Origin of the sequence: Pseudomonas sp. 18173, from assembly GCF_050432945.1 — a bacterium.
GTDB lineage: Bacteria > Pseudomonadota > Gammaproteobacteria > Pseudomonadales > Pseudomonadaceae > Aquipseudomonas.
Genome location: NZ_JBKFTN010000005.1, coordinates 70,857 through 92,100, shown reverse-complemented (window position 1 = coordinate 92,100; position 21,244 = coordinate 70,857). Strand labels below are relative to the sequence as shown.

Sequence of the window (21,244 nt, the reverse complement as noted above, 5' to 3'; positions counted from 1 at the left end):
TTTTGCCAGCCACTCTGCTTCAATGAGCGCTGTTGATCCTTTGCAAGGACGAGTTCTCCCATGGAAATCTCAGGAAGCACCGCTTTTTATGCCGGTCTGAGCACTATTCAGACAGGGCAGAACCGCGTCGATCAAGCCGCCGGGCAGATTGCCAACACCACCATTGAACGTTCAGTCACCAGCCAGTCTTCCGAGGCTCAGGTCGATCGCCTGCGTTCAGTCGATCGCAGCCAGCAATCGGACCTGGCCAGCAACGTGGTCGAAATGTCCCAGGGCAAGATTCAGGCGGAGCTGGGTGTGAAAGTCGCCAAGGCAGCCGATGAAGTGCTCGGAACCCTGATCGATACCTACGCCTGATTCTTTACCGAGTCCGCACCTTCCAGCGCCGCGCCTGTTCGCGGCGTTTTTCTGCGTAAGTCTTTCTTGCTCAACTAATCTTTCCTGTGTGGCGGGCCGCTTCGAAAGCGCGGCTGCGTTGTCGTGCGCCTGTGTGTCCAAACCTGCGATGACGAATGGCAAAAGATCGACGCTTGACAAGATTTCGGCGTAAACGTATGTTTCAAACAACTGTTTGATCGCAACAGCAAGTCAATGCGGTCGTTCATTCCCGGTTACATCAGCAGAGGTTTATCGCTATGCCTGACTACAAGGCCCCCTTGCGTGATATTCGCTTCGTACGTGACGAACTGCTCGGCTACGAAGCGCACTATCAGAGCCTGCCGGCTTGTGCGGACGCAACTCCGGACATGGTTGACGCCATTCTCGAAGAGGGCGCCAAGTTTTGTGAGCAGGTACTGGCTCCGCTGAACCGCGTAGGCGACCTCGAAGGCTGCACCTGGAGCGAGTCCGGCGTTAAGACCCCGACTGGCTTCAAGGAAGCCTACAAGCAATTCGTTGAAGGCGGCTGGCCAAGCCTGGCCCACGACGTAGAGCACGGCGGCCAGGGCCTGCCGGAGTCTTTGGGTCTGGCCATCAGCGAAATGGTTGGCGAGTCCAACTGGTCGTGGGGCATGTACCCGGGCCTGTCGCACGGTGCGATGAACACCATCTCCGAGCACGGCACCCCCGAGCAGCAAGAGGCGTACCTGACCAAGCTGGTTTCCGGCGAATGGACCGGCACCATGTGCCTGACCGAGCCGCACTGCGGCACCGACCTGGGCATGCTGCGCACCAAGGCCGAGCCTCAGGCCGACGGTTCCTACAAGGTTTCCGGCACCAAGATCTTCATCTCGGCCGGTGAACACGACATGGCCGACAACATCGTCCACATCGTACTGGCCCGCCTGCCGGATGCACCGGCTGGCACCAAAGGCATCTCCCTGTTCATCGTGCCGAAGTTCCTGCCGAACGCCGATGGCTCGGTTGGCACACGTAACGCCGTGTCTTGCGGTTCCCTGGAACACAAGATGGGCATCCACGGCAACGCCACCTGCGTGATGAACTTCGACGGCGCCACCGGTTACCTGATCGGCCCGGCGAACAAAGGCCTGAACTGCATGTTCACCTTCATGAACACCGCACGTCTGGGTACCGCGCTGCAAGGCCTGGCCCACGCCGAAGTCGGTTTCCAGGGCGGCCTGAAATACGCTCGCGACCGTCTGCAAATGCGCTCGCTGACTGGCCCGAAAGCGCCGGACAAAGCCGCTGACCCGATCATCGTGCACCCAGATGTACGCCGCATGCTGTTGACCATGAAGGCATTCGCCGAAGGCAACCGTGCGATGGTGTACTTCACCGCCAAACAGGTCGACATCGTCAAATACGGCGTGGACGAAGAAGAGAAGAAGAAAGCCGACGCTTTGCTGGCGTTCATGACGCCGATCGCCAAGGCGTTCATGACCGAAGTCGGTTTCGAATCGGCCAACCACGGCGTGCAGATCTACGGCGGCCACGGCTTCATCGCCGAGTGGGGCATGGAGCAGAACGTTCGCGACAGCCGCATCTCGATGCTGTACGAAGGCACCACCGGCATCCAGGCTCTCGACCTGCTGGGCCGTAAAGTGCTGATGACCCAGGGCGAGGCTCTGAAAGGCTTCACCAAGATCGTCCACAAGTTCTGCCAGACCAACGAAGGCAACGAAGCGGTTCAAGAGTTCGTCGCGCCGCTGGCTGCACTGAACAAGGAATGGGGCGAACTGACCATGAAGGTCGGTATGGCTGCCATGAAAGATCGCGAAGAAGTCGGCGCGGCTTCCGTGGACTACCTGATGTACTCCGGTTACGCCTGCCTGGCCTACTTCTGGGCCGACATGGCGCGCCTGGCTGCCGAGAAACTGGCTGCCGGCACTACCGAAGAGGCGTTCTACACCGCCAAGCTGCAGACTGCGCGCTTCTACTTCCAGCGCATCCTGCCGCGTACCCGTACTCACGTCGCAACCATGCTGTCGGGCGCCAACAACCTGATGGACATGAAAGAAGAGAACTTCGACCTGGGCTACTAAGCCTTAACACAGTGTCTTGAAAAAATACCGCCGCTCCCTCGGGAACGGCGGTTTTTTTTTGCGCTGTGCTCAGGCGTTGATCACCATGGAGTAGGATCCAGAGGGCCGACGCCAGTCGGAGTGCCCGCGCCCTCTCCGTTACGTATGAACGGCAGGTGCCAGAAGTCGTTCGGCACCACCGGATCGCCAGGCTTGACGCCTTCCGGAAAGATGAACTCGAACACCGGCGCCACATATTGTCCGGCAGTCAGTCCATTGGCAACGGTCAACCTGCCCGCATTCTGGATGCAACCGTCCACGCCGGCCTGGGTCAGGCTTTGCTGTGGAACGCAAAGTGACCGGGCAACGACGCGCAAGGTACGTGTCGGCTGGCTAAGCAGCCCAGTGGGCGCTTTGGTCGCACGCAATCTGGCGCGTTGTGGCTGAGCACCCGTGTTCTGGGTCGTGATGCCGCCCGAGGCTCCCAGGCAACTGGCCGCAAGGCCCACCCCTGGGTTGCATTCACCCGTCATCTCATAGGGGGTGATCCAGCGATTGGTTTGTACGCCCGTCGCTGGGTTGACATCTATCAGATAAATGTCGACCGGGGTCTTGATGTCGGTGGTCGAGGCTTCAAGGAAAATCCGGTCCTGCGTCTCCTGGGCTACTCCGTTGATGGCCGTTGCGGCCGGGTCGGCCGTACCGATGCCAAACTCTCCGATAGCCATGTAGCTGGGCTGCGAACCGGGCTGGGTGTAGATCCCGACATTCGCCTCGATCGTGTGTGCAGAGACGAAGTCCGGAAGGCCCGTTGTGGCTGACTTGAACAGAGTACCGGACCAGCTGATGAAGTCGCCGACTTCGAAGGGTGCCTGTTGTGTCGGGTCGGGGTCCGTCGCCGTGCGTGTAGCATCGCTGAACCTCTTCATGACGTACTGGCTGCAATAGAGCTGCCCCACCGCTGGAGCCGAGAGCTCCCCACTGGCCGGAAGCGCGACACCGGCCTGGCTGAAATTGCGGCAGTTGTTGGTCGTGGTCGGGGTGACCACTTTTGGCCGGTTTTTTTGCGGGCAGAGTGCATCGTCGCCGGAAATCGTACGTGGCACGCACATCGGGTAGCCGGTGGCGGCATGGATGGTCGGGTTGGCATCATCGACGGAGAAGCGTGGGTCGGGGCTTTGGGCGCGGCCAAAACGGCCATTCGGATCGTTGATCTGAATGATCGTCGGTTGCGTCGGGTTGCCACTGTCAACTTCGATGTTGCCGTTGGTGTAGTCGATCCGGGTGATGACGCCGCTACCCGCGTTGACGGATTGCTGGGAGACAAAGATCAGCCCGGCAATCTGTTTGTTGGAGACGGTATTGCCTACTACATGGATCTCGAACGAGGGGTAGGCCGCCGGTGATTTTCCAAGCGCCAGGGTTCCACCCCTGACGAAGTCGGCCCAGGTCAGGGTGTTGGCCGGCATTTGGATAACGGTGTTGCAAGGGACAACAATCGTGACGCCGTTCAACTGGACGGTCCCCCCAAAGCGGCTCGGGTCGCTGGTATTGGGGCAGTTCGCATTGGTAGGGTCCAGGGTCATGTCCTGGATAAAACCGGTAACGTCAAACCCATGAATCGCAGTCGGGTTTGTAAAAATCGGGTCGGGCAGTGTGGGTGTCGTGAATGGCGAGGGCAATCCTGGGGGCTTGGCAGTCCCGCCGCCACCACCGCCGCCGCCACCAGCTCCGTTTTTTGCAAAAGCATCTGCGCCACCACCCAGAGCCAGTGCGACGGCGACGGCACTGGCGAGCAGGGCATGGCGACCGAAGATGCCGGCGAGTCGCTTGCGAGGCAGTAGCGGTATGGCAAGCGTTTTTGCGTACAAAGATAAGCTCATGGCTCTCTCCATAATCTTGCAGGACCAGTTGCCGGCCAATCGAAATCGCAGATCTGCTGATGCGCTCAATCCTGCGCAAGAAAAGCGCCAAGCTGTGAGTTTCGAAGTGGGGCTCGACCCTGCGGGACAGGTGCCTGGATACACTCGGCACTTGCCGTCGGGATGCTTTCATCTGCGGTGCGTCGGCCGGTTACGGACGCGATCGTGAGAAACATTTCCTTGAGCCTGAGGGGGACGTAGCAGTTGTCGTGCCTGTTTTGAAATAAATGGACACAAAAATTCGCCAGGGCCCACGGAATGCGGGCTGCGTGGCCAAGGGCGGTGTTGCGCCTAATACTTTCGAATTAATATTCACCAACATAGGGGGGTGTGTATGCCCAGGTTCGGGAGTGTGCAAAGTGAAGTTCAGATGCTTGCCGGATGGTCTCCGCCAACAGTGCTGAATGAGAAAGTTTTCTATATGTACTCTGGCCGGGAAAACATTGCAAAGGAAATGTATGGAAATATTGGTTGCGATGTTTTTTTATTGGAAATATATAAAAACCATAGCTAGCGCAGTGCAACTTGTGCACGCGCGGACTATTTGTTTTTTATAAAGGGTGCTTTCCGGTTTTCTGGGCTTGTAAAACCCGTGTAACCCTATCCGAAGCATGAGGTAGCAATTGCTTTGCCAAAATCAAAGATAATCGATCTAAATAATATTTATATTTAAAATCATATATTTGTAATTGTTATTCAATTTGATTCATGTCTGCAATTGGGGGCTTTTACCCAATAGTGGGGGAAACTCACCAAATATGAGGTCGGACTTTAGTATTAGTTGAAGTGTATTTCATTTGGTGTTTTTGCAAAGTGTTTTTAGTTGCGTTGCATGAGAAAAAAATATTGATTTTTTTTGTTGAAATCTTTTGTTACAGCTACAGTTGGGTAAAGCGCACCCGTCGGTGCGACAAAACAATGTCTTAATCAAGCCTGAGCCAAGAGAGTACTTTGCCAGTTAAGCCTTGCTTTGCCCGAGCCATTTCGAGTGGGTGCAACTACTCGTGCAGGCAACAAGTTTTTCGGCGATGAGTTCATCTCGCAACAGGATAATCGCGGAGCCTGGCTACTCCGCACTGAATCGAGAAAGTCATGATGGTCAAGTACTCGAGCCTCTTTCGAATTACCCGTTTCGCCTGTGGGATGTCTGGCGCTCTACTGGTTATCGGTCTGCCGGCCGCGAGTGCCTGGGCCGCAGACCCGGCCGGTGTCGTTCCGGTCGTGCCGGACGTACCCAGCCTGCAATCGCTGCGCGGTCTGACGCCACCCGACCCTTCGGGAACCGAAGGCGGGCGCAAAGTCGACCTCATGACCGACTACGTGCTCAATCGCTCGGCGGCAGTGCTCCTGGGCAAGGCCCTGTTCTGGGACATGGAGATCGGCAGTGACGGTTCCACCGCTTGCGCATCCTGCCATTTCCACGCGGGTGCCGATCACCGCACCACCAACCAGATCAATCCTGGCCAGGCCAACACCAATGCGAACGTCTCGTCGATCTTCAACAAGCCGTTCACAGCCTCCGACATCCCGGGCGACGTGCCGATCTACACCACCAGGTCCGGTGGCAAGGGCGGTCCGAACTACCAGCTGAAGAAAGGCGATTTCCCGACCCACGTACTGGCTGACCCGATGGATCGCAATTCGCCAATTCTCTACTCGACCGACGATGTGATCGGCTCGCAAGGCGTGTTCGACGCCAACTTCGTCAAGCCCCATCAGGCGCGCTTCGACAAATGCATTCAGCAACCGGACGGCATCTTCCAGGTGGGTGGCATCAATGTTCGCCGCAGCACCGGGCGTAATGCACCCACGGTGATCAACGCCGCGTTCAACGTGCGTAACTTCTGGGATGGCCGGGCCAACAACATCTTCAATGGCTTCTCGCCGTTCGGCAATCGCGACCCTGACGCGGGGATTTTCGTGACCAGCGATGGCAGTGGCGTGGCAACCAAAGTCCGGCTGGCGCTCAAGGATGCCTCCGCCGCCTCGCAAGCGGTGGGGCCGCCCGGCAGTCCGGTGGAGATGTCTTGCGGTGGGCGTACCTTCGCCGACATCGGCCGACGCATGCTCGACACCTTGATGCTCAAGCAGCAACGGATTTCGTCTACCGATTCGGTACTGGGGCCAGTCTCCGGCGCCCGCCGGCCGACCTACCGTGAGTTGATCAAGAACGCGTTCCAGCCGCGCCTGTGGAATGCCACGCAGCAGGTCTCGCTGGGCGGTGCGCCGTACACCCAGATGGAGGCGAACTTCCCGCTGTTCTTCGGGCTGGCGATCCAGATGTATGAGTCCACGCTGATCTCGGACCAGGCGCCGCTGGATGCCTATCTGCAGGGCGATCATACGGCCATGAACGACCAGCAGGTCCAGGGCATGAACCTGTTCCTGGGCAAGGGCAAATGCATCAGTTGCCACGGCGGTGCGGAATTGACCAACGCCGGCAGTCGCTTGCTGTTCCATCCTCGGGAACGGATCGAACGCATGGTCATGGCCGACGGCCTGACCACGCTCTATGACAACGGCTTCTACAACACCGGGGTGCGCCCGACCTCGGAAGACCTGGCAGTCGGTGGCTCGGATGCCTGGGGCAATCCGTTGTCCTTCACCCGCCAGTACAACACCGTACTCCAGGGCGGCCAGATTCCCGACCCGCTGGAAGTTGACGTGTGCACCTTCGAAGCGCCTTTGAGCCCGGCCATCCCTTGTGATGCGACGCTCAAGCCCAATGTCGGTTTCCGCGATTCGGTCGATGGCGCCTTCAAGACGCCGACCTTGCGCAACATCGCGTTGACCGGGCCGTATTTCCACAACGGCAGTCGTGCAACGCTGCAACAGGTCATGGAGTTCTACAACCGCGGTGGCGACCGGCGTGGCGAGGACGCCAGCAACACCAGTGGCTTCGACCATCCGGCCGTCAATCAGCACAACGGCTCGAACCTCGATCCGGACATGACCCGGCTGAACCTGACCCCGGATGAAGTGGATGCATTGGTCAAGTTCATGGAAGTGGGCCTGACCGACCCTCGGGTAGCGTGGGAACGGGCGCCGTTTGACCATCCGTCGCTGGTATTGCCTCAGGGCGAAAAGGGTGATGAAAACTCGGTCGGGCAAAAACCGGCCAGTCCGAAGATCACTACCCGGCAGGCGCAGGACGCAGACTTCCAGCTCAGACCGGTCGGTGCCGAAGGTCGCACACGTCTGGAAGGGCCGCTGCAATCATTCCACAGCGATCTGTAACAGGTTTTCCCCTTGCGTCACTGGTGGCTGATGGACGCCAGTGACGCCCTTTTATAAATACCTCAGTAATTCACTCAGCAAATCGGGGTTTCTGCCGTTAAAGTGGTGGGCACAATGCCATCTTTTGATCTGACGGGTCGGAGCTTTACCCTTGCTGCGTTCTTCCGCTGTGCGTTTCAGTCATTTCCTGCCGTCATTGCTGCTGCTACTGGCGGGGCTTGCGGCTGCATACATCAAGGATCTGAACGTTTTCTTCACCTCGCTGTTCAATGTGCTGCCCACCCTGGTGTTGTTGCTCGGTGGTGCCTATTGCGCGGTGTACCGACGCCAGCGTGAGCTGTTTCTGATGGTCACGGTGTACATCGCCTACTTCCTGCTCGACACCCAGACTGACTATTACCGCGACAACGGCAAGGTACGCGACGATGCTGCCGTGGTCTTTCATTTGTGTTGCCTGCTGCTGCCGCTGCTGTTTGGCATCTTCGCGGCATGGCAGGAGCGCACCCACCTGTTCCAGGACATGGTGGCGCGTTTCGCCGTATTGCTGGCGGTCGGCAGCGTGGCGCTGGGGCTTGAGCAAAGCTATCCGCATGCGCTGCTGATCTGGCTGTCGGAGATTCGCTGGCCCGCCTTGCATGGTGCCTGGATGAGCCTGATCCAGTTGTCCTATCCGGTGTTCATCGCTGCGTTTGTGCTGCTGGCCTGGCAATACTGGCGTAGCCCGCGACCGCTGCATGCCGCGCAATTGGTGGGGCTGCTCGGGTTGTTCTGGATGTTGCCGAAAACCTTCATCCTGCCGTTCACGCTGAACATCATGTGCAGCCAGGTGATGCTGATGATCGCCGCTGCCGTTGCCCACGAAGCCTATCAAATGGCCTTCCGCGACGAACTGACCGGGCTGCCGGGCCGTCGCGCGCTGAATGAACGCATGCAACGGTTGGGGCGCAACTACGTGTTGGCGATGAGCGACGTCGACCACTTCAAGAAATTCAACGACACCCACGGCCACGACGTCGGCGACCAGGTGCTGCGGCTGGTTGCCAGCAAACTGGCGAAAATCGGCGGTGGCGGTAAGGCATATCGCTATGGCGGCGAGGAATTCGCCCTGGTGTTTGCAGGCAAGACCCTCGAAGAGTGCATGCCGCACCTGGAGGTCATCCGCGAGTCCATCGCCACTTACAACATTCAACTGCGTAATCAGGAAAATCGCCCACAGGACGATAATCAGGGGCGCCAGCGGCGTGCCGGTTCCGGTGCGTCGAGTGTATCGGTGACGGTCAGTATCGGCGTTGCCGAACGGATCGATCAACGCAGCCCCGAAGAGGTACTCAAGTCCGCTGACCAGGCGCTCTACAGCGCCAAGGGCGCCGGGCGCAACTGCGTGATGGCATTCGGGCAGAACCGCCGTGGTGCGGTGCGCATGGACGCGGCTACGGTTGAGTGATGATGACGCATTCAGCGTCTGGACTGTGATTGTGAGGCGTGGTCGGCGGCAGTAGGTTGAAGAAATCTGCCGACGGAGAATGACCATGCCCGAGTACAAAGCTCCCTTGCGCGACATGCGCTTTCTGATCGACCACGTCTTCGACTTTCACGGTAACTACGCTGCGCTGGGGGCCACCGATGCCAGCCCGGACATGGTCAATGCGATCCTCGAAGAAGGTGCGAAATTCTGCGAAAACGTGCTGTCGCCGCTTAACCGCAGCGGCGATGAAGAAGGCTGCCATTTCGACAATGGCGTGGTCACCACGCCTGCAGGCTTCAAGCAGGCTTTCGCACAATATGTCGAGGGCGGATGGCACGGCCTGGCGGCCGATCCAGCATACGGCGGCCAGGGTTTGCCCAGCTCTCTGGGCCTGGTCATCAGCGAAATGGTGGCTTCCAGCAACACTTCGTGGGGGATGTACCCCGGCCTGACCCACGGTGCGATGTCGGCGATCCACGCCCATGGCACCGAAGAGCAGAAGCAGACCTATTTGAAGAAGCTCACCGCTGGCCAATGGACCGGCACCATGTGCCTGACCGAAGCCCATTGCGGCACCGACCTGGGCATCATCAAGACCCGCGCCATACCTCAGACCGATGGCAGCTATGCGATCTCCGGCAGCAAGATTTTCATCTCCGCCGGTGAGCACGACATGAGCGACAACATCATTCACCTGGTCTTGGCCAAGTTGCCGGATGCACCGGCCGGGACCAAGGGTATCTCGCTGTTCATCGTGCCCAAGTTCCTGCCCGATTCGACGGGCGGAGCGGGCGAGCGCAACGACGTGTCCTGCGGCTCGATCGAGCACAAGATGGGCATCAAGGCCTCGGCTACCTGTGTGCTGAATTTTGACGGGGCCAAGGGTTTCCTGATCGGTGAAGCGAACAAGGGCTTGAACTGCATGTTCACCATGATGAACCACGCGCGGCTGGGCACTGGCATGCAAGGGCTGTGTCTGGGTGAGGCAAGCTTCCAGGGTGCGATCAAGTACGCCAACGAGCGTCTGCAGATGCGCGCGCTGACCGGCCCGAAAGCGCCGGAAAAAGCCGCCGACCCGATCATCGTGCACCCGGATGTGCGGCGGATGTTGCTGACGATGAAAGCCTTCAACGAAGGCAATCGCGCGCTGACCTACTTCACGGCGCAGTTGCTCGATATCGCGCACCTGAGCCCGGATGAAACGGCGCGCCAGGATGCCGAAGACCTGCTGGCGTTCCTCACGCCGATCTGCAAAGCCTTCATGACCGACACCGGGCTGGAGGTGACCAACCACGGCATGCAGGTGTTTGGCGGCCACGGCTTCATTCGCGAATGGGGTATGGAGCAGTTGGTCCGCGACTGCCGGATCGCGCCGATCTATGAGGGTACCAACGGCATTCAGGCGCTGGACCTGCTAGGGCGCAAGGTGCTCGGCAGCCAGGGCAAGCTGCTGCGCGGCTTCACCAAGATCGTCCACAAGTTCTGTGTGGCGAATGCCGGGCATCCACAACTGGCCGGGTATGTGGCGCAGCTCGATCAACTGAACCAGCAGTGGGGTGAGTTGACGACCAAGGTTGGCATGGCGGCGATGAAAAAACCCGACGAAGTCGGTGCCGCGTCGGTGGATTACCTGATGTACAGCGGTTACATCATCCTCGGCTATCTGTGGTTGCGCATGGCGCTGGTGGCTCAGGCGCAACTCGATGCTGGCAGCGGCGACGGCGATTTCTGCCGGGGTAAACTGGCGACCAGCGAGTTTTACTTCAAGCGTTTGTTGCCACGCACAGCCGCTCATCGGGCGGCCATCGAAGCGGGCAGCGATTGCCTGATGCAGCTGCCGGCGGAGCTATTTGCGCTCTGACATCGCCCCCTGTAGGAGCGAGCTCTGCTCGCGATGGTCGTGAACGATAACGCTTAAAGCCAGATGCCCAGTGGCGCCTTGGGGTTTTTCGCGAGCGAGCTCGCTCCTACAGTTTCATCCGTTCACTCCCGCCTACGGCAATGACTAAAAATTACAAATTGGTCATGTGCTGACCCTATGTGTCGCAAAAGTTGATGAGTTACACTCGGACACATCCAAAGCACCATTCCTGTGAATCACCTGTATTAGATCTTGCGAGGTTTGCCATGGCTGACTACAAAGCGCCCCTGCGCGATATGCGCTTCGTCCTCAATGAAGTTTTCGAGGTCGCCAAACTCTGGGCCGAGCTGCCTGCCTTGGCCGAGACCGTCGATGCGGAAACGGTTGAAGCCATCCTGGAAGAAGCCGGCAAAGTCACCAGCAAAAGCATCGCACCGCTGAGCCGTGCCGCTGACGAAGAAGGTTGCCATTGGGCGGACGGTGCCGTCACCACGCCGGCAGGTTTCCCGCAGGCCTATCAGACCTACGCAGAAGGTGGCTGGGTCGGTGTCGGTGGCGATCCGTCCTACGGCGGCATGGGCATGCCCAAAGCCGTTTCGGCCCAGGTCGAAGAAATGGTCAACTCCGCCAGCCTGTCGTTCGGTCTGTACCCGATGCTGACCGCCGGCGCTTGCCTGTCGATCAACGCCCACGCCAGCGAAGAGCTGAAAGCCGCGTACCTGCCGAACATGTATGCCGGCATCTGGGCCGGTTCCATGTGCCTGACCGAGCCGCACGCCGGTACCGACCTGGGGATCATTCGCACCAAGGCCGAACCTCAGGCCGACGGTTCCTACAAAGTCAGCGGCACCAAGATCTTCATCACCGGCGGCGAGCACGACCTGACCGAAAACATCATCCACCTGGTGCTGGCCAAGCTGCCGGATGCACCGGCGGGTCCGAAAGGCATTTCGCTGTTCCTGGTGCCCAAGTTCATGGTCAATGCCGATGGCAGCCTGGGCGCGCGCAACCCGGCGAACTGCGGTTCGATCGAACACAAGATGGGTATCCAGGCGTCCGCCACCTGCGTGATGAACTTCGATGAGGCCGTGGGTTACCTGGTCGGCGAGCCGAACAAAGGCCTGGCGGCGATGTTCACCATGATGAACTACGAGCGACTGGGCGTGGGCATCCAGGGCCTGGCCACGGGCGAGCGCTCGTACCAGAACGCCGTGGAATACGCGCGTGATCGCCTGCAAAGCCGTGCGCCAACCGGCGCTCAGAACAAGGACAAAGTGGCTGACCCGATCATCGTCCACCCGGATGTGCGTCGCATGCTGCTGACCATGAAAGCCTCGAACGAAGGTGGTCGTGCGTTCTCCACCTACGTGGCGATGCAACTGGACACCGCCAAGTTCAGCGAAGATGCCGTCACCCGCAAGCGTGCGGAAGACCTGGTGGCATTGCTGACCCCGGTGGCCAAGGCGTTCCTGACCGACCTCGGCCTGGAAACCACCGTACACGGCCAACAGGTCTTCGGCGGCCACGGTTACATCCGTGAGTGGGGCCAGGAGCAGCTGGTGCGTGACGTGCGCATTACCCAGATCTACGAAGGCACCAACGGCATCCAGGCACTGGACCTGGTCGGGCGCAAGATCGTCGGCAGCGGCGGGGCGTTCTACAACCTGTTCGCCGACGAGATTCGTCACTTCACGGCGACCGCCAGCGCGGACCTCGCCGAGTTCACCAAGCCGTTGAACGACGCCGTAACCACCCTCGACGAACTGACCGCATGGTTGCTGGACCGGGTCAAAACCGATCCGAACGAAATTGGCGCGGCGTCGGTCGAGTATCTGCAGGTGTTCGGCTACGTGGCCTATGCGTACATGTGGGCCCTGATGGCCAAGGCGGCTTTCGGCAAGGAAGCGCAAGACGATTTCTACGCCAGCAAACTGGGCACGGCGCGGTTCTATTTTGCCCGCCTGTTGCCGCGCATTCACTCGTTGAACGCGTCGGTGAAGGCCGGTAGCGAATCGTTGTTCCTGCTGGATGCAGGACAATTCTGATGAAGAAACGTTATGTAAGCATTCTCTTACATAACGTGCTGCTGTTTTCCCATAGAAGCAGATTGGATCCACAGCTAATCTACTTCACATGGACGTAGCGCAGGAAGCGCAAAGCAACAACAGGGACACGTAGGATTCTGCCAGGACGGCGGAGTGAAATGGATGTCAGGGAAACAGTCTGCAAAGCCCCGCTTCGGCGGGGTTTTCTTTTGCCCAAAGAAAAGTTCTAGCCCAGCCCATCCAGGGCCTGCGCGCTGTTCAAGCGCACATCCGGGCCATTTATCACCTCTTCCAGCAATGTCCGCAGCAATGCCAGCGAGGTCTGCTGCCGTTGCACATCCCGACACACCAGACCGACTTTCAGCGGTACTCGCGGTTCGCTCAGGGGTTTCCACAGCAGTTCATGGTTGCCATGGGTCTTTTGCGAGCGCCCGGGCAGGACCGTTGCCAGGCGCGTGTGCGGCAGGCTGTCGAGGATGCCGGCCATGTTGTTCAGTTCGGCTTGCACTTGTGGGCGACGTCCGAGGCTTGCCAGTTGTGCCTGCCAGATCTGCCTTATCTGAAATTCCTCACCCAGCAGCAACATCGGCAGCTCTGCGGCCTGACTCATGGACACTTTCTTGAATTCACGCAGCGGATGCTCTGCCGGGATGACCAGGGTCAGTTCATCTTCGTACAGCATCACGCCATGCAATCCCGGTTGGCGGGGTGGCAGGTAGCTGATGCCGATGTCCAGGGAACCGTTGAGCAGGCGCCGCTCGATTTCCAGGCCGGTCAGTTCATAGATCTGTACCACCAGATGCGGCTGCGCCTTGCGCACTCGCTCGAGCATTTGCGGAACGAGGCTGGTGTGCACGGTCTGCAATACACCGATGGCCAGGGTACGCAGCGCCTGCCCCTTGAAGTTGCCGAGTGCTTCCCGCGCCCGTTGTAATCCATCGAGCAATGGCAGGGCATGGTTGTACAGCGTGTGGGCGGCGAGCGTCGGCAACAGGCGTTTGCTGCTGCGCTCGAACAGGCTCACATCGAGGTTTTGTTCCAGCTGGCGGATTTGCTGGGACAGCGCCGGCTGGGAGATGGACAGGCGCTCGGCGGCCCGGCCCACGTGGCCTTCTTCATAGACCGCGACGAAATAACGCAGTTGCTTGAAATCCATAAGTATTGCTTATTGAAAATGCTGAAAAATCGAAATGGCTGAACACCTCGCCTGAGCCTAGTCTAACCGCATTCACAGGGCTTACAGGGCCACAGAGCGCGATGAATAGCGTTTGCTTCGATGGTGTTTACATAGGTAGGGCAAAAAACCTCAAAAGAGGTTTTTTCAGATGAATCTGTTCAGTCTGCGTCGCAGTCCACCCAGTCTTGATGATCTGGTCATGGGCGCCTCCCTGCCATCCCAAGGCGAAAACCTTTCCAGCGAGTACTTGATGCCCAGTGTCGAGCGGCCCAAACAGGTATTTGTACGTGGACAGGGCTCATGGTTGTGGGACAGCGATGACCGTGCGTATCTGGATTTTTCCCAGGGCGGCGGGGCCAACAGCCTTGGCCACAGCCCTTCGGTACTGGTCAATGCAATCACGGCCCAGGCTCAATCGCTGATCAATCCGGGGTTCGGCCTGCATAACCGCGGCATGCTCAGCCTCGCTGAACATCTGTGTGCCAGCACCGGCAGTGATCAGACATATCTGCTCAATACCGGCAGCGAAGCCTGTGAGGCGGCGATCAAGCTGGCGCGCAAATGGGGCCAGCAGCATCGCGGCGGTGCGTCGCGAATCATTGTGGCCAACAACGCTTGTCATGGCCGGAGCCTGGCGATGATATCAGCGTCGGACAGTTCGGCATTGGTCAACCGGTTCGAGCCACAACTGCCGGGCTTCAGCCATGTTCCGTTCAATGACCTTCCGGCCTTGCATGCGGCTGTGGATGAACGGACCGTAGCAATCATGCTCGAGCCGATCCAGAGTGAAGCCGGCGTGATCCCGGCCACCGCCCATTACCTCAAGGGTGTCGAACGCCTGTGCCGTGAGCTCGGCATTTTGCTGATATTCGACGAAGTGCAAACCGGCATCGGCCGTTGTGGCACCTTGCTCGCGGAGCAGTCGTTCGGTGTAACGGCGGATATCGTCGTGCTTGGCAAAGGACTGGGCGGTGGCGTGCCCTTGGCCGCGCTGCTGGCGCGGGGCAAGGCTTGCTGTTTCGACATTGGCGAGGTGACCGGTACTCATCACGGTAATGCGTTGATGACCGCTGCGGGGCTGTCGGTGCTCGCAACGGTGCAGGACAAGGCTTTCCTCAAGCACGTCGCAGAAACCGGTCAACACCTGCGCGAAGGGTTGGGGCGTCTGGCCCATCGTTATGGCCACGGCGAGCTGCGCGGACAAGGGCTGCTGTGGGGGCTGACACTGTCGGACGATTGCGCTGACGCGGTAGTCAAGGCTGCACTGTACGAAGGTTTGCTGCTCAATGCCCCGCAACCCGACTGCCTGCGCTTTACCCCGGCGTTGAATGTCAGCAACGCCAACATCGATGAAATGCTCCTGCGCCTGGCGCGCGCCTTCTCCCGCGTACGCACTACACAATTGCAGTGCCGCAATGGGATTGCCGTCTGATCCGGCGCGCCCAATCAATTTCCAGAACCGTCTCGCGGTAAAACGCACGCCTCACGCCTGACTCTTTTGGCGTGGGGCGTTTTTTTGTCTGCGACATTCAATGAAGGGGTACAGCTCGGGAGTAGTGGGACTGAACCCTGACAAACGGTACAGGTCGATTAGCTGTAGGGCTCGAACGAGCCCACCCCAATCAGGAGCTGCCCCCATGGACTTTATTCGCATCATCATCGCCATCCTGTTGCCGCCACTGGGTGTATTTCTGCAAGTAGGATTTGGCGGAGCGTTCTGGCTGAATATTCTGCTGACGTTGTGCGGTTACATTCCAGGGATCGTGCATGCGGTTTACATCATCGCCAAGCGCTGAGTTTTTGCGGCTTCAGAGGGATCGCCTTCGCGAGCAGGCTCGCTCCCACAGGATCTACGGAAAACTCTGTGGGAGCGGGCTTGCTCGCGAAGGGGGCGCCGCCGTTTCGGCAATGAGCGCGGGTTTCAGTCCGCCAACTCCATCACCCGCCGATAAAACAGCCACTCCTGTTCCAGCGCATGGGCCTGGTTACCGGCCTTGCGAAAGCCATGACGTTCGTCGGCGTAGTAATGCGCTTCGACCAGGATGCCGTTGTCCTGCAGGGCCGAGACCATGTCGCGGGTCTGCTGCGGGACGACCACGGCATCCAGTTCTCCTTGAAAGAAGATCATCGGCACGCGGATGTTGCTGGCATGCAGCAGCGGCGTGCGGGCCGCGTAGCGTTCGGCATCCAGTTGCGGATCGCCGATCAGCCAGTCCAGATAGTCGCTTTCGAATTTGTGGGTCGCGCGCCCCAGCGCCACCGGATCGCTGACCCCATACAGACTGGCGCCGGCGCGAAACACGTTGTGAAAGGCCAAGGCGCAAAGGGTGGTGTAGCCACCGGCGCTGCCGCCGCGAATGAAGGCCTTGTCGCCATCGATCAAGCCGCGCTCGTTGAGGTAAGCGACCACGGCGCAGGCGTCTTGCACATCCACATCGCCCCAGCTCAGGTGCAGAGCCTGGCGATAGGCCCGGCCATAACCGCTGCTGCCGCGATAGTTGAGGTCGGCCACGGCGAAACCCCGCTGGGCCCAGAACTGGATGCGCGGATCGAGCATCGGGTAGCACGCCGACGTCGGGCCGCCATGGATGAACACCACCAATGGTGGTTTCGCCTCGCCGGTCATCGCCGGGTAGAAGAAGCCGTGTGCTTCGCCTGAGCCACTTGGGTAGCGCAAGGTTTGCGGGCGGCTGATCTGTTCGGGAGGAAGCGGTGCGATGCCACCGGCCAATACGTTCACTTGCCGGCTCTGGCGGTCGATGGCAATGACAGCGGTTGAGCTGATCGGTGACGCCGCGATGCAATAGATGAACTGCTCATCCACGGCGAGATGGCGGAAGCGGCTGTAGTTGCCGGTGAAGTCGACGCTGGAGTCGCCGCCTATGCCCAATCGACCAAACCCGCCTTCGGTCCAACTGGCCAGATAGCTTTCTTCGCTCAGCGGCAACCAGGTGCAGCAGCCGAGTTGCCAAGGCGCGGGGCCATGGTCGGCGGCAGCGCTTGGCAATGGGCTCAGGCCTTTTGCGGACTCCCTCCATGGCTGCCAGTAACCGGCGCGATCCGTCAGGCAATACAGGCGACCGCCGGCATCAAACCGTGGTTGTTGCACAGATTCTTGAGCGCCGTCGCCCGCCACACAACGCGCCTCGGCAAACCCGCCGTTGGCGTGGCGCTCGGCAACCATCAAGCGAGTCGCAGTCCATGGCTGATCCGGGCGGCTCCATTCGATCCAGGCCAGGCGCCGGGCATCCGGGCTCAGCGTCGGCGCCGCGTAGAAATCAGCACCTTCGGCCAGCAGGTGACGTGCGCCATCGTGCAGATCGATTGCCACCAGCCGGTGTTGATCGCGGTGCTCCTCGACCGCCAGCACCTGCCCTTGGGCAAATTGCAGATCGCCGTAACGGCACACGCCAGACGTCAGCCTCTCAGGCGCTTCGCCTTGCAGTGTTTGCCGATACAACTGCTGGTCGGCCTCGTTGACGAAAACGATGCCGTCGTCCGTCAGACAAAACGCTCCACCGCCATATTCGTACACACGACTGCGCACGCTGAAGCCAGGTGGCGTCAGGCATTTTGCTGCGCCGTCACGCCAATGCCATATCCGGCACGCCGCGTCTTCGGGGCGGTACTCGTTCCAGAACAGGCCCTGTCGACCGACCTGCAGCTCGGCAAAGTCGATACCGGCCGCGACGGCTTTGGCAGCGCTGAGGGGTTCAGCCCTTGGCGATGAGGCGTGAGTTTCGTTCATTGCGAAAGGCCAGTTGGTCGATGGTCTGGGTCGCGTGTTCGGCTTCTTCGCGAGCCTTGAGGATCACGCCGTGTTGTGGCGACTTGCTGCACACCGGGTCGGCGTTGCTGGCGTCACCGGTGAGCATGAACGCCTGGCAGCGGCAGCCGCCGAAGTCCTTTTCCTTCTCGTCACAGGAGCGGCACGGCTCGGGCATCCAGTCATAACCGCGAAAGCGGTTGAAACCGAACGAGTCGTACCAGATGTGCTGCAGGCTGTGGTCGCGCACGTTGGGAAACTGCACCGGCAGCTGTCGGGCACCGTGACAGGGCAGGGCGGTGCCGTCGGGTGTGACCGTCAGAAAAATACTGCCCCAGCCATTCATGCAGGCTTTCGGGCGTTCTTCGTAATAGTCCGGGGTGACGAAAATCAGCTTGCACGGATGCCCTTCGGCTTCCAGTCTGGCGCGGTATTCATTGGTGATGCGTTCGGCACGCACCAGCTGTTCCTGGGTCGGCAACAGCCCGACGCGATTGAGCTGCGCCCAGCCGTAGAACTGGCACGTGGCGAGCTCGACAAAGTCTGCCTCGAGGGCGATGCACAGCTCGATGATGCGGTCGATCTGGTCGATGTTGTGCCGATGGGTGACGAAATTCAGCACCATCGGATAGCCGTGGGCCTTCACCGCCCGGGCCATTGCCAGTTTCTGTGCAAAGGCCTTTTTCGACCCGGCCAGCAGATTGTTCACCTGCTCGTCGCTGGCCTGGAAACTGATCTGGATGTGATCGAGGCCGGCCTGCTTGAAGTCGCTGATTTTCTGCTCGGTCAGGCCGATGCCGGAGGTGATCAGGTTGGTGTAGAAGCCCAGCTGGCGGGCTTCGGCAATCAGCTCGGCGAGGTCCTGGCGCACCAGCGGTTCGCCGCCGGAAAAGCCCAGTTGCGCGGCGCCCATTTCCCGCGCTTCGCGGAACACCTTGATCCATTGCTCGGTGCTCAGCTCCTGGCCTTGCTCGGCGAAATCCAGCGGATTGGAGCAGTAGGGGCATTGCAGCGGGCAGCGATAGGTCAGCTCGGCCAGCAGCCACAGCGGCAGGCCGACTTCGGGTGTGGGCGGCACTTGCAGCGATGCCTCAGGCAAGTTCGATCCAGTGCTGCGCACGGGCCACCTCCATGAATTGCTCGATGTCGTCGCCGAGCTCGGGCACGCCGGGGAACTGCTGGTCGAGCTCATTGATGATCGCCGCGACATCCCGTTCGCCGTCAATCAAGCCACCGATCAGCGCGGCGCTTTCGTTGAGCTTGATCATGCCTTCCGGGTACAGCAGCACGTGGCCTTTTTGCGCCGGTTCGTACTGGAACCGGTAGCCGGGGCGCCAGGTCGGGGTCTTGCTGCGATCGAAACTCATAAGGTGATTCCTTTGTGCCAGACCCGTTCCCCGGTCACGCTGTGATACGGCGGGCGTTTCAGTTCGTAGGCCATGCTCATGGCATCGAGCATGCTCCAAAGAATGTCCAGTTTGAACTGGAGAATCTCCAGCATGCGCTCCTGGCCTTCGCGGGTGGTGTAGTGCTGCAGGGTGATCGCCAGGCCGTGCTCGACATCCCGCCGTGCCTGGCCCAGGCGCGTGCGGAAATATTCATAGCCGGCCGGATCGATCCACGGGTAATGCTGTGGCCAGCTGTCCAGGCGCGACTGGTGGATTTGCGGGGCGAACAGTTCGGTCAGCGAGCTGCTGGCAGCTTCCTGCCAACGGGCGCGGCGCGCGAAGTTGACGTAGGCGTCCACGGCGAAGCGCACGCCGGGCAGCACCAGCTCCTGGGAGCGCAACTGGTCCGGGTCGAGGCCCACGGCCTGGCCCAGGCGCAGCCAGGCTTCGATGCCGCCGTCTTCACCGGGCGCACCGTCGTGGTCGAGCAGGCGCTGAATCCACTCGCGGCGAATCTCGCGGTCCGGGCAATTGGCCAGAATGGCTGCGTCCTTCAGGGGAATGTTCACCTGGTAGTAGAAGCGGTTGGCGACCCAGCCCTGGATCTGCTCGCGGCTCGCCCGGCCTTCATACATCGCCACGTGGTAGGGGTGATGGATGTGGTAATAGGCGCCCTTGGCGCGCAGGGCCGCTTCGAATTCGGCGGGGGACAGCGGGGTGTCGGTCATTGCTTTTCTCCGGGGAACATCCGGTGGGTTCTTTGGTGTCTGGGCGGACGCTTTCGCGAGCAAGCCCGCTCCCACAGGGTTTTGTGTACGCCATAGACCCAATGTGGGAGCGGGCTTGCTCGCGAAGGGGCCCTCCGCTACAGCACGATACTCATGCCGTCATACGCCACTTCAACCTGGCGCCGCTCCAGCTCCGCGCGCTGCGGCGAATCCTCATCGAGAATCGGGTTGGTGTTGTTGATGTGGATAAGCACCTTGCGCTGTTCGGGCAGTTGCTCCAGCACTTCGAGCATGCCGCCGGGGCCGTTTTGCGCCAGGTGGCCCATCTCCCGCCCGGTGCGGGTGCCGACGCCACGCCGCTGCATTTCATCGTCATCCCACAAGGTGCCATCGACCAGCAGGCAATCGCTGCCGGCCATGATCTCCAGCAGTGGCGCATCGACCTTGCCCAGCCCCGGCGCATAGAACAGCTTGCCGCCGGTACCCCGGTCTTCGACGATCAGGCCGATGTTGTCGCCCGGATGGGGGTCGAAGCGGTGTGGCGAATACGGTGGCGCGGCGCTGCGCAACGGCAGCGGGGTGAAACGCAGGTTCGGGCAGGCGGGGACGGTGAAGCTTTGATCGAGTTCGATGCGGTTCCAGTTCAGCCCGCCGTTCCAGTGCGTCAGCATGGTGAACAGCGGAAAGCCGCTGCTCAGGTCTTCGTGGACCATGTCGGTGCACCAGACCTGATGCGGGCAGCCTTCACGCAACATGAGCAGGCCGGTGGTGTGGTCGATCTGGCTGTCCATCAGGATGATCGCGCCGATCCCGGTATCGCGCAGGGCCCGGCCCGGCTGCATCGGGGCGAAGCCCTGGAGTTGGGCGCGGATGTCCGGCGAGGTGTTGCACAGCACCCAGTTCACGCCGTCATCGGAAATCGCGATGGATGATTGCGTCCGCGCGCTGGCCCGCAGGCTGCCGTCGCGAAAGCCTGCGCAGTTCACGCAGTTGCAGTTCCACTGGGGGAAGCCGCCGCCGGCGGCGGAACCTAGAATCTGGACAAACATGAGCGCTCCATCATTTCAACGCTGAAAATAAAACGCCTCGGATAAGCGAGGCGTTGTGCTGCACATCTGCCAAGGCAGAGATTAGCGGCTTGCGAAGTACATGGTGACTTCAAAGCCGATACGCAGGTCGGTGTAAGCAGGTTTGGTCCAGGCCATAAATCGAACTCCTTCAGGTAGGGTGGGACA

General features: G+C 60.1%; 16 protein-coding genes. 8 read left to right on the top strand and 8 right to left on the bottom strand.

Going from position 1 to position 21,244, the window contains the following annotated elements:
* The first annotated feature begins 60 nt into the window (after nt 1–60).
* Nucleotides 61–357 (top strand): pyrroloquinoline quinone biosynthesis protein PqqE, encoded by a 297-nt coding sequence (locus tag ACLD1X_RS07455; protein ID WP_429366762.1) that lies wholly within the window; start codon nt 61–63, stop codon nt 355–357.
* Between the two features lie 278 nt (nt 358–635).
* Nucleotides 636–2,441, top strand: coding sequence for a phenylacyl-CoA dehydrogenase (locus ACLD1X_RS07450; RefSeq protein WP_008017373.1), 1,806 nt, complete (start codon nt 636–638; stop codon nt 2,439–2,441).
* Between the two features lie 80 nt (nt 2,442–2,521).
* Here the strand turns inward: ACLD1X_RS07450 and ACLD1X_RS07445 are convergent, their stop codons facing one another.
* On the bottom strand, nt 2,522–4,303 hold the full coding sequence (locus ACLD1X_RS07445) for a hypothetical protein (RefSeq protein WP_429366761.1): 1,782 nt from the start codon (nt 4,301–4,303) through the stop codon (nt 2,522–2,524).
* A 1,134-nt stretch (nt 4,304–5,437) separates the two neighbouring features.
* On the opposite strand from ACLD1X_RS07445, the gene ACLD1X_RS07440 reads away from it, so the two are divergent.
* From ACLD1X_RS07440 to ACLD1X_RS07425, 4 genes are all read left to right on the top strand, one after another.
* Nucleotides 5,438–7,579: a cytochrome-c peroxidase gene (locus tag ACLD1X_RS07440; RefSeq protein WP_429366928.1), complete on the top strand. Its 2,142-nt coding sequence runs from the start codon at nt 5,438–5,440 to the stop codon at nt 7,577–7,579.
* 151 nt (nt 7,580–7,730) lie between these two features.
* Complete coding sequence (locus ACLD1X_RS07435; protein WP_429366760.1) at nt 7,731–9,023, top strand: GGDEF domain-containing protein; 1,293 nt, start codon at nt 7,731–7,733, stop codon at nt 9,021–9,023.
* An 85-nt stretch (nt 9,024–9,108) separates the two neighbouring features.
* Nucleotides 9,109–10,905 (top strand): acyl-CoA dehydrogenase C-terminal domain-containing protein, encoded by a 1,797-nt coding sequence (locus ACLD1X_RS07430; RefSeq protein ID WP_429366759.1) that lies wholly within the window; start codon nt 9,109–9,111, stop codon nt 10,903–10,905.
* Between the two features lie 266 nt (nt 10,906–11,171).
* Nucleotides 11,172–12,950 (top strand): acyl-CoA dehydrogenase C-terminal domain-containing protein, encoded by a 1,779-nt coding sequence (locus ACLD1X_RS07425; protein WP_429366758.1) that lies wholly within the window; start codon nt 11,172–11,174, stop codon nt 12,948–12,950.
* Nucleotides 12,951–13,176: 226 nt separating this feature from the next.
* Here the strand turns inward: ACLD1X_RS07425 and ACLD1X_RS07420 are convergent, their stop codons facing one another.
* Nucleotides 13,177–14,106: a LysR family transcriptional regulator gene (locus tag ACLD1X_RS07420; RefSeq protein ID WP_429366757.1), complete on the bottom strand. Its 930-nt coding sequence runs from the start codon at nt 14,104–14,106 to the stop codon at nt 13,177–13,179.
* Between the two features lie 169 nt (nt 14,107–14,275).
* Here ACLD1X_RS07420 and ACLD1X_RS07415 point away from each other — a divergent pair, with 169 nt between their 5' ends.
* Entirely contained in the window at nt 14,276–15,559 is a 1,284-nt protein-coding gene (locus ACLD1X_RS07415) for an aspartate aminotransferase family protein (protein ID WP_429366756.1), read from the top strand.
* A 205-nt stretch (nt 15,560–15,764) separates the two neighbouring features.
* A complete protein-coding gene (locus ACLD1X_RS07410; RefSeq protein WP_003228885.1) occupies nt 15,765–15,923 on the top strand; it encodes a YqaE/Pmp3 family membrane protein in 159 nt (52 codons plus the stop codon).
* A 125-nt stretch (nt 15,924–16,048) separates the two neighbouring features.
* Here ACLD1X_RS07410 and ACLD1X_RS07405 read toward each other — a convergent pair whose 3' ends face one another.
* From ACLD1X_RS07405 to pqqA, 6 genes are all read right to left on the bottom strand, one after another.
* On the bottom strand, nt 16,049–17,875 hold the full coding sequence (locus ACLD1X_RS07405) for a S9 family peptidase (protein WP_429366755.1): 1,827 nt from the start codon (nt 17,873–17,875) through the stop codon (nt 16,049–16,051).
* Complete coding sequence (gene pqqE / locus ACLD1X_RS07400) at nt 17,841–19,013, bottom strand: pyrroloquinoline quinone biosynthesis protein PqqE (protein WP_429366754.1); 1,173 nt, start codon at nt 19,011–19,013, stop codon at nt 17,841–17,843. Before pqqE ends, ACLD1X_RS07405 begins: the two co-directional genes overlap by 35 nt.
* Nucleotides 18,985–19,260: a pyrroloquinoline quinone biosynthesis peptide chaperone PqqD gene (gene pqqD / locus ACLD1X_RS07395; protein WP_015097086.1), complete on the bottom strand. Its 276-nt coding sequence runs from the start codon at nt 19,258–19,260 to the stop codon at nt 18,985–18,987. Before pqqD ends, pqqE begins: the two co-directional genes overlap by 29 nt.
* Nucleotides 19,257–20,009, bottom strand: coding sequence for a pyrroloquinoline-quinone synthase PqqC (gene pqqC / locus ACLD1X_RS07390; RefSeq protein ID WP_057398272.1), 753 nt, complete (start codon nt 20,007–20,009; stop codon nt 19,257–19,259). The genes pqqD and pqqC overlap by 4 nt, the downstream gene beginning before the upstream one ends.
* A gap of 137 nt (nt 20,010–20,146) precedes the next feature.
* Entirely contained in the window at nt 20,147–21,058 is a 912-nt protein-coding gene (gene pqqB / locus ACLD1X_RS07385) for a pyrroloquinoline quinone biosynthesis protein PqqB (RefSeq protein WP_429366753.1), read from the bottom strand.
* An 81-nt stretch (nt 21,059–21,139) separates the two neighbouring features.
* Complete coding sequence (pqqA, locus tag ACLD1X_RS07380) at nt 21,140–21,214, bottom strand: pyrroloquinoline quinone precursor peptide PqqA (protein ID WP_003444522.1); 75 nt, start codon at nt 21,212–21,214, stop codon at nt 21,140–21,142.
* Between the last annotated feature and the right edge of the window lie 30 nt (nt 21,215–21,244).

What these genes read in the sequence shown, in the direction of transcription:
- ACLD1X_RS07455 (WP_429366762.1), top strand. Translation starts at nt 61, where the DNA reads ATGGAAATCTCAGGAAGCACCGCTTTTTATGCCGGTCTGAGCACTATT.
- ACLD1X_RS07450 (WP_008017373.1), top strand. Translation starts at nt 636, where the DNA reads ATGCCTGACTACAAGGCCCCCTTGCGTGATATTCGCTTCGTACGTGAC.
- ACLD1X_RS07445 (WP_429366761.1), bottom strand. Translation starts at nt 4,303, where the DNA reads ATGAGCTTATCTTTGTACGCAAAAACGCTTGCCATACCGCTACTGCCT.
- ACLD1X_RS07440 (WP_429366928.1), top strand. Translation starts at nt 5,438, where the DNA reads ATGGTCAAGTACTCGAGCCTCTTTCGAATTACCCGTTTCGCCTGTGGG.
- ACLD1X_RS07430 (WP_429366759.1), top strand. Translation starts at nt 9,109, where the DNA reads ATGCCCGAGTACAAAGCTCCCTTGCGCGACATGCGCTTTCTGATCGAC.
- ACLD1X_RS07425 (WP_429366758.1), top strand. Translation starts at nt 11,172, where the DNA reads ATGGCTGACTACAAAGCGCCCCTGCGCGATATGCGCTTCGTCCTCAAT.
- ACLD1X_RS07420 (WP_429366757.1), bottom strand. Translation starts at nt 14,106, where the DNA reads ATGGATTTCAAGCAACTGCGTTATTTCGTCGCGGTCTATGAAGAAGGC.
- ACLD1X_RS07415 (WP_429366756.1), top strand. Translation starts at nt 14,276, where the DNA reads ATGAATCTGTTCAGTCTGCGTCGCAGTCCACCCAGTCTTGATGATCTG.
- ACLD1X_RS07410 (WP_003228885.1), top strand. Translation starts at nt 15,765, where the DNA reads ATGGACTTTATTCGCATCATCATCGCCATCCTGTTGCCGCCACTGGGT.
- ACLD1X_RS07405 (WP_429366755.1), bottom strand. Translation starts at nt 17,875, where the DNA reads ATGAACGAAACTCACGCCTCATCGCCAAGGGCTGAACCCCTCAGCGCT.
- pqqD (WP_015097086.1), bottom strand. Translation starts at nt 19,260, where the DNA reads ATGAGTTTCGATCGCAGCAAGACCCCGACCTGGCGCCCCGGCTACCGG.
- pqqC (WP_057398272.1), bottom strand. Translation starts at nt 20,009, where the DNA reads ATGACCGACACCCCGCTGTCCCCCGCCGAATTCGAAGCGGCCCTGCGC.
- pqqB (WP_429366753.1), bottom strand. Translation starts at nt 21,058, where the DNA reads ATGTTTGTCCAGATTCTAGGTTCCGCCGCCGGCGGCGGCTTCCCCCAG.